General features: G+C 71.1%; 6 protein-coding genes. 4 read left to right on the forward strand and 2 right to left on the reverse strand.

The window, feature by feature from the left end; genetic code table 11:
* Positions 1-93: 93 nt before the first annotated feature.
* Complete coding sequence (locus FHW79_RS29955; RefSeq protein WP_183182298.1) at positions 94-2,226, reverse strand: hypothetical protein; 2,133 nt, start codon at positions 2,224-2,226, stop codon at positions 94-96.
* Between the two features lie 385 nt (positions 2,227-2,611).
* On the opposite strand from FHW79_RS29955, the gene FHW79_RS29960 reads away from it, so the two are divergent.
* From FHW79_RS29960 to FHW79_RS29975, 4 genes are read left to right on the forward strand one after another with little or no spacing between them, the layout of a single operon-like run.
* On the forward strand, positions 2,612-3,202 hold the full coding sequence (locus FHW79_RS29960; RefSeq protein WP_183182299.1) for a hypothetical protein: 591 nt from the start codon (positions 2,612-2,614) through the stop codon (positions 3,200-3,202).
* Positions 3,199-3,717 (forward strand): peptidoglycan-binding domain-containing protein, encoded by a 519-nt coding sequence (locus FHW79_RS29965; RefSeq protein ID WP_183182300.1) that lies wholly within the window; start codon positions 3,199-3,201, stop codon positions 3,715-3,717. Before FHW79_RS29960 ends, FHW79_RS29965 begins: the two co-directional genes overlap by 4 nt.
* Positions 3,717-5,855: an ATP-dependent helicase gene (locus tag FHW79_RS29970; protein ID WP_183182301.1), complete on the forward strand. Its 2,139-nt coding sequence runs from the start codon at positions 3,717-3,719 to the stop codon at positions 5,853-5,855. The genes FHW79_RS29965 and FHW79_RS29970 overlap by 1 nt, the downstream gene beginning before the upstream one ends.
* Positions 5,856-5,881: 26 nt before the next feature.
* Positions 5,882-7,240 (forward strand): type IV secretion system protein, encoded by a 1,359-nt coding sequence (locus tag FHW79_RS29975; RefSeq protein WP_183182302.1) that lies wholly within the window; start codon positions 5,882-5,884, stop codon positions 7,238-7,240.
* Positions 7,241-7,314: 74 nt separating this feature from the next.
* Here the strand turns inward: FHW79_RS29975 and FHW79_RS29980 are convergent, their stop codons facing one another.
* Positions 7,315-7,593 (reverse strand): GapR family DNA-binding domain-containing protein, encoded by a 279-nt coding sequence (locus FHW79_RS29980; RefSeq protein ID WP_183182303.1) that lies wholly within the window; start codon positions 7,591-7,593, stop codon positions 7,315-7,317.
* Between the last annotated feature and the right edge of the window lie 286 nt (positions 7,594-7,879).

Below are 7,879 nucleotides of genomic sequence, written 5' to 3' on the forward strand. Positions count from 1 at the left end.
AGCGTAAAGCGACAATGCGGTGATGTGCAACACCACGCACCACTGCCGTTTTGCATCGCTCTTAGAAACACGTTACTGCGTACGTCAGCCATGTCAGCGTTCGACCCCGCCGCGAGGGCGGGGAGGGATGAACGCACCCTCAGCCCCCTGGTCCGGCCCGTGGCCGCGCGTGTCGATGCCGATCAACCCGCGTTGGACGGCGAGGCTGAGCGCTTCGGCGTCGGCACGGATCGCCTCTTCCGCCCGCCGTCGCTCGGACGCCGGATCGCGCCGCCGCGCGCGCTGCCGCTCGAGCTCCAGGGACGCGAGCAGACGCTCCAAGCGGAGGACGTCACCGACCGCCCGCACCGCGTCGGCGACCGTGGCGGTGTCACCGACGAGCACTCCGGCCGCGCGCAGGCGGTCACCCGCCCACGCCACCGCGTCCGCGGCCGCATGAGGCGCTGCCGCGCGGACGATGGCGTCGCCGTCGGCTCCGAGCCAGGACACCCGGTCGGCCTGCAAACCAAGGGCGGTGACTCGCGTGACGGCGGCCGCGAGGCGGTCGCGCACCGCGGGGAGGCGCCGGAGGCGCCGCTCGCGCTCCTCCGCCCGTTGGTAGGCGCCAAGCAGGCGCTCGCGCGCGTGCCGGGCGATGGACCGGTCGAGAAGGCCGCGTGAGGTTCCGGTGCGCGCGGCCAGCACGGTCCGGTGGACGCGGGCGGCGTCCCGCGCCGCCGCCGCGCCGGCGGGAACCAGGGCGTTCAGCGCACTGCGAGCTTCCGCCGCCGCGGCGCGCAGCGCGCGGGCTTTGACCGGGTCTCTTTCGTCGGCCAACGTCCGCTCCGCCCAAGCCAAGCGGCGGCGCGCGCGCTCGCCACGACGCCACGCGGCCTCGGCGTCGCGTTGCGCCGCCACGGCGCGATGCAGCGCCTGCGCGTCCTCCGCTGCGGCCGAGGCGGCGCCCAGCACCTCCCAGGCCGCTTCGCGTTCCAGCGGCCCCTGGCCGAGCGATGCGGCCAGTGCGCGGGCCGCCGCATCGGCGGCGTATTCCCGGTCTCGCACCAGCACCAAGTCCTCAGAGGCCGCGCGCAACGCCTCGTAGCGCGCCTCAAGAGCGCCGTTCCACACGCCTTTCCAGGTCGGCACGCCCGCCCGCTCCAGGGCGGCGTCATGGGGGCCAAGGTGGATCTGGCTGGTGCGGTCGATGCCGAGATCGACGTAAGCGCCGGCGTACCACCGCCGCCAGGCAACCTCCTCCTCCGGGGGCGCTGAACCGCGCTCCGGCCGGGACCGAACCGCGTCCAGCGCGGACAGCTCACCGTTCACGGCGTCGGCGTGCAATTCGCGCAGCCACGCCACGAAGGCGGGACCGCGCAGCGCGCGATCCTTGCGTTCCGGAAACCGCCAGCCGTCCGGCCCGACCGTCCCCGCCCGGTCGGCAAGAAGCCAATGGACGTGAACGTTGCGCGCGTCGCCGTGCCCGGATGCCCGATGCACGACCCCGACGTGGGGCAGGCCGCGGCGGGTGAACTCCGCCGCCATGCGCTCGACGGTCCGCCGCAAGGCCGGCGCGTCGAGACGATGCGGCAATTCCGCCACCACGCGCAGGTGGCTGATCTGACCCTGGCGGACCAAATCCCGCTCGTAACTCTCCCAAAAGGCCGCCCGCTCCCCGAGCGACGCGCCGACGTTGGAAACGACGAGAACGCCCTCCTCGTCGGACACGAGGTCCTCGGCTTCGTCGTCCCCGCCGCGCTCGACGTAGCGGAGATGAGCCATGGCAAGTCCATCCCCGGAGCGCCCACGGGCTGACCGTTCGCGGGCGGTCCAGGCCCGCTCGGCGCCGTCGGACACCCACGCGTCCGGGGCGGTCCCCGGCCGCATGTAATGCGCGCCGACCCGGCGGTCCCAGATCGCGCCGGCGCCGCGCGCCGCCGCCCCCTCGCCCCGCGGCGGGAACACATAAACGCGATGACCGGCGTGCTGCGCTCGCGCGGCCTGAAGCGCCGCCTCGCGGTCGCCACGAACGCCCTTGCGTCGGCTCTCGACACGGACGTAGCAGACCGTGCGGCCGTCGCCGGAAACCGGACGTGACGACCGGTGCGCCGACGCGGCGTAGCCACGCCGTGGGATGGACGCGAACATCCGCCCCTTCAACGCCTTCAGCACCTCACCGTCGTTGTCTTCGGCGAGGCGCCCGAGGCGCCAGTCCTCGTCCCATTCGTTCACGCGCTCCGTGCGCATCGACGCCGCTCCGTTTCCGTCGCCCTGCCTGCCGGGTGGAGGCGACCATGACCGCCTCAAGCCTTCACCACCCCGCCGCTCGTGCGACCAATGGCGCGGTGCTGGATACCTCGCGCCATTATCCTTAACCTGAGCGGGTGCGCCTGCAAATGGATAATTGCGCCTTTTGAATCTTTCTGAGCTAATATCCCCTTTCAGAGATCGGCGCGGCGGCCTGCGGTGAATTTGTTGCATTCATACGGATTTGATTGAGTATCGCACTGCTCACCGCCGCATGAGAAAATGTGCCGGTTGAGGTGATTGCGGTCTGTTGCTATTGATAGGGGGTGCCGTGGAGGTCTTGTGCCGCCGGGGCTTGCGAACCCACAACCGTTGAGACGTTGAGATGACCGAGAACGAGGCTGCGCTGGACGATCCATCGGAGAGCTTTTCCGGCGAAGCCGAGCTCCGTGCGGCGCTGCCGGCGCGCTACCATCACCTTCTCGACGCCGACTACAAGCCCGGCCGCAACGCGACGGACGAGGAGGCGGCCTTCGCCAAGATCATCGCCGACCGGCGCGCCCTCGCCGCGGAAAGCGCGAAGATTGCGGAGCAGGCCAAAGCGGTCAAACGGAGCATCGACAGCGCGCGGCGGGCGCAGCACACCGCCGTCAAGGCGCTGTTGCGTCGCGAATACGAGGCGCTGGGCGAGGAGGCGATGCAACTCGGGCTCACCAGCGGGCGCCTCGAAGCCATTCGCGCTCTGGGCCTGCACGGCGACGCCATTGTCGATCGCCTGACGGCGGGCGGCCAGGGCCATCCCGCCGCGGCGCTCGGGGTCGCGGCCGCGACCGCCGGCTTCGACGAGAGCGCCGTGGCCGCGATCACCGCGGCCGGCCTGCGCGGCCCCGACGTCGTGGAGCTGCTGGTGAGGCTGCGTGAGCGGCGCATCGACGTCCGCTCCCTGCTGGCCGCTCCGGCTGCGACTCCCGCATGATCCTGTTGCGGCTGATCGTCTTCGCTCTCGCCGCCGCCGCCGGGCTCGCGCTGATGAATGGCGACGCGGCGGTCGAAGGCGTGCTTCTCCGGTGGAGCGGCACCGTGACGACGGTCCTCAACGTCCTCATGCTCGTCGGCCTGGTGGTCGGTTTCGCGGTGGCCACCGCGGTCGCCGCAGAGCGAGGGTGGATCGACAGTCCGCTGTTGGCGCGCTTCGCCGCGACGATCCGGCGGCTCGGTTACCGCCTGTTGCCGCCGGTCAACGACCGCTACACGGAAGCCGCCGCGGTCGCCGACCTGGAGACCCTCGGCTATCCCGTGGACGTGGCCGGTCTTGGCGTGATCACGCGCGGCAGCGTCAAGCGTTTCCAGCGCGATCGCGGCTTGACGGCGACCGGATGGCTCGACCCGCTCACCGTGAAGACGCTCACCGCCGCGGCGCGCGCGCGATCCGCGCCGGTCGCGTCGGGCGAGGCGGCGGCCGATCCTGACCCCGTGCGCGGAAGACCCTGATGAGCCACAGCCGTCGTCGCTATGCGCTTGCCGATCTCTACCCCAGCCGCCGCCGCCGCGAACCGGTGAGCCTGCTGGGCCGCCGCAGCCGACGGTGGGTGCCCCCCGCGCTGGTGGGCCTCAACGACGCCCAGATGCGCCTCGCCCGCACGCTGGATGGCCCGGTGCTGGCGCTCGCCGGGCCTGGCACCGGCAAGACGCGGACGATCGTCACCCGCATGGCCTGGGCCGTCGCGTCGGGCCACACGCCGGCGCACGCCATCCTCGCCACGACCTTCACCGTCGACGCCGCCGGCGAAATGCGCGAGCGCGTCGCCGCCCTGGTCGGCCGTCGCGCCGCCGAGGCGATCACCGTCACCACCCTCAACAGCCTCGGTTGGATGATCGTGCGCCGCGACCAGGACCGGCTGGGCTTCATCAACGCCCGCGTCGCACCGGCACTGGCCCGCGAGATCGTCGCCGAACTCGTCGGGGCGATGGATCTGGACGACGCGGCCGGGGAGGTCGACGCCGAGGCCCTGCTCGAACGGATCGCCGCGTTCAAGGTGCTCGGCGTGGCCAGCGACGCGGCGTTGGACGCTTGGCCGGAGGTGGCCGCGCGCATGGCCGGAAACGCCGGCGCGGCACCGGGCGCGAACGAGGAGGAAGCCGCCGACGCCGACGCGCTCGCTTGGCGAATCGCCGCGGCCGTTTACGGCCGGTACGTCAGCGCCATGCGGGACGAGGACGCGGTCGATTACGCCGACCAGTGCACGCTCGCTGTCCGCCTGTTGAGCGAACACGCCGACCTGCGCGCCTACTGGCGCGACCGCTTCCGTCTGGTCATGGTGGATGAGTTTCAGGACAGCGATCCGGCGCAGTGGGCGTTGATCCGCCTGCTCGCCGGCGAGGGGAGCGGTGCCAACCTGTGCTGCATCGGCGACGATGACCAGACACTGTACCCCTGGCGCCTCGCCGATCCCGCGCACATCACGCGCTTTGAAGACTGGTATCCCACGGTCACCGTCGTCGAGCTCGACGTCAACTACCGCAGCGGCGGCGCCATCGTCGACGCGGCATCGCGGCTCATCGCGCACAACCGGCTGCGCCGCGCAAAGACGCTCCAGGCGACGGAGCGCAACGGCGCCGGCGAGGTCGCGACGCTGTCGGCGGAGACGCTGCCGGGGTTGGCGACGCAGATTGCGCGCGACATCCAGGCGCGCGGCCCCGCCCGCCGTCTGCTGCTGGCCCGCTCCAACCGCGCCGGAGCCCTCGCCGCCGGCGTCCTGGCGGCCCATGGCATCGCTGTGGCCAACACCGCGCCCCTGGTGAGCGACGCGCTCGACCTCGCATTGGCCGCGGCGGGAGCCGCCCTCGATCCTGAAGCCTTCGCTGACGCGGCGCGGCTTGCGCAACGACTGCCCGGGTTCGCGGCGGCGATCGTTGACCGCGCCCGCCAAGCGCGTGGTTCCGGAGATGCGTTGGATCGCCTGGCGGACGCTGCCGGCGACGACACGGCGGCGCGGCGCTCGCTGGCCGACGTGCGCCTCGCGTTCGCGGCGTTGCGCGACGACGCGGCGGGGGGCGACGTGGCGCAGCGCCTGGCCGCGTTCTGGGAGCGCCTCGGCATGCGTCTGCGTCAAGCGCCCGTCGCCCGCTCGCCGGACGGCCGGGCGGTGCTCTCCGGCGCCCGCGGCTGGGCATCGCTCGGCGCGTGGATTGACGCCGTCGAGGCCGCTCTCGAGCCGCGCGACGGAGGCGTCCGCATCATGACCGGTCATGCCTCCAAGGGGCTGGAGGAGGATGAGGCCTACCTGTTCGACGTCAGCGACGGCGCCTTCCCAGGAGACAACGCCACGGAGGCGCAGGTCGAGGATGAGCGGCGCGTCTGCTTCGTCATGCTCACGCGCGCGCGCCGCCGCGCCGTCGTGTGCTTCCGCGGCCGCCCGAGCCGGTTCGTGCATGAAACCCTTGGCGCCGGTCCGCACCCTGGAGATGAAGCGACGGAGCCGCGGCGGCCGGCGGCGGCGGAGCCGAGCCCGGCTCCCGCCCGGGCGCCGGTGGTGGCGGTGGCTCCAGACGCGCCGACAGCGACCGCCGCCGATCCTTTCGATCAGGTGCGCGCCCTGTGCCCCCAGCCGGCGGAGGAGCTGCCGTGAATCCGGAAGCCTGCTTGTTCTGCGGTATGTTCACCGAGCTCTACACCCTGGGGTTCGGCACCGGCACGGGGGGCTTTGCCCGCACCTCCTTCGATGCGCTCGTCGGCCCGGCCAACGCGTTCGCGCGCCTGCTCGCCACCTATCTGGTGGTGTGGACCATGCTCCAGTTCATGCTCTACGAGGAGGCGACGCGGGAGTTTCTGAAACGGTCGCTCAAGCTCATCGCCGTTCTGATCGGCATCGGCTTTTTCCTCAGCCGGGGCGGGGCGACCTGGATGTTCGAAACCGTCATCGTGGGCATGCAGACGACCGCCCTCAGCGTCGCCCAGACGATCATCGGAAAGGGCGTGGAGCTGTGCGGCGGCGCCCCCTCGGCCGGCGGCGGCGGCACCTACGCCGCATTGTGGTACGGGGTGGAGTGCGTCGGCTTCAGCCCGATCCGCACGGCCGCCGAAAACTGGGCGCGGCTCTCCGGCCTCGACGCGATCGCCGGTCTGGCCGACATGGCGGCGTGGGGGCTTCTCGCGCTTCCCTATCTTTTCGTGCTGGGCGTGTTCGGCGCCTTCCTGCTCCAGGCGATGTTCTACTTCCTGGCGCTCAGCGGCACCGCACCGGTCATCCTGCTCTTCCTGGTCTTCGACGCCACCCGCGGCATCCTATGGTCCGGTCTGAAGCTTCTGCTGACCGGTGCGCTGACGATCATCTTCGCCGGCATGGCAATGGGATTCACCGGCTCTGTCTTGAGCAAGTACGCCGGCAACGTCGCCGCTTACCAGGCATACGCGATCGGCGTGAGCAGCAGCACCTGCGTCGCCGATGCCGTTGCTAAGGAGCAGGCGAGCGGTCGGAACCCCTTTTCCCTGTGGAGCGGAACGCTGAAGCAAATCGAGGCCAACTGCGACAAGAAGACGGCGGAAAATGCCGCGGCGCAGGCGCAGTCAGCGGCCGACATGGCGGCGGACAAGCTCTGCTTTGCCGACCATTTCGTGTGCACCAAGTCCTATTGGGCCGCTTTCCTGATCGGGCTGATGTCGGTGCTGCTGCACCTGCTGGCGCCGAAGATCGCGGCGAACCTGTCCGGCGCCTCGGACAGCGCGGCGACCGCGGCGGCGGTAGTCGGAGCCGGGCAGTTCGCCGCCGCCAAGATGATGGGGTGGGGGCGCAACAGCGCCAGCTGGATGGCCGGAACCGCCGGCCGGGTCGCCGGCCTGGCTTTCGGCCGAACCGGTTTGGGCGGGGCCGCGCAGTCTCTGGCCAACACGTTCGGAAGCGGCGGGGTGCGTGAGCAGGTGCAGCAGACACGCATGATCGACTCCCTCAACCAGCTTTCGTTGGGAATCAACGCCCTGAATCAGAGCTTGGCCAAGCGCGGCAAGGACGAGTAAGTGTCCGTTTCCGGCATAAGTGAGAACGCCGTTGCCGGCTATAGGTGAGAAATTGAGCGTGCTGTCCGCCCGGATCACATCCCAAGCGCCTGCCGGTAGACGCTGACGGAGGCCTCCAGTTCGGCCCGCCGGGCTGGCGGGATGGCGCGGAGCCGGATGACCTCGCGTAGCGCCTCGACGCTGAAGCCCGCCGTCTCCGCCTCTCCCCACACCCGCCGTAGATCCTCTTGGACCGACCGCCGCTCAGCGGCGTAGGCATCCTTGAGCGCGGGATTGCGCGTCCGCAATCCGGCCAACTCCCGCTCCAACTGCTCGATGCTCTCGACCAGCTGCTGCAGGCGCTCCCCGACCATGTCACGGGCTGGGCTGGCCGGTGGTGCGGCTGGGATCGGTGCCGTCGCTGGAGCCGCGGTGATGGTTTCAGCCCGGCGACGCTCCCGGAGACGCCGAACCCTGTCGGCCGTCTGCCGGCGTCGACGCTCCGCAGCTTCCTCCGGGGTGCCGATGATCGGGCGTCCGCGTCCCATGGTGGGGCTCCATTAAAGTAAGCGGAGCGTGATCGCACCGGATCAGGCGTTGACGGCCGGCTTCCAGTTCCACGGGAGCAGGTCGGCGACACGGCTGGCGGGATAGCCGTTC

This window comes from Azospirillum sp. OGB3 (genome assembly GCF_014192915.1).
Classification (GTDB): domain Bacteria; phylum Pseudomonadota; class Alphaproteobacteria; order Azospirillales; family Azospirillaceae; genus Azospirillum.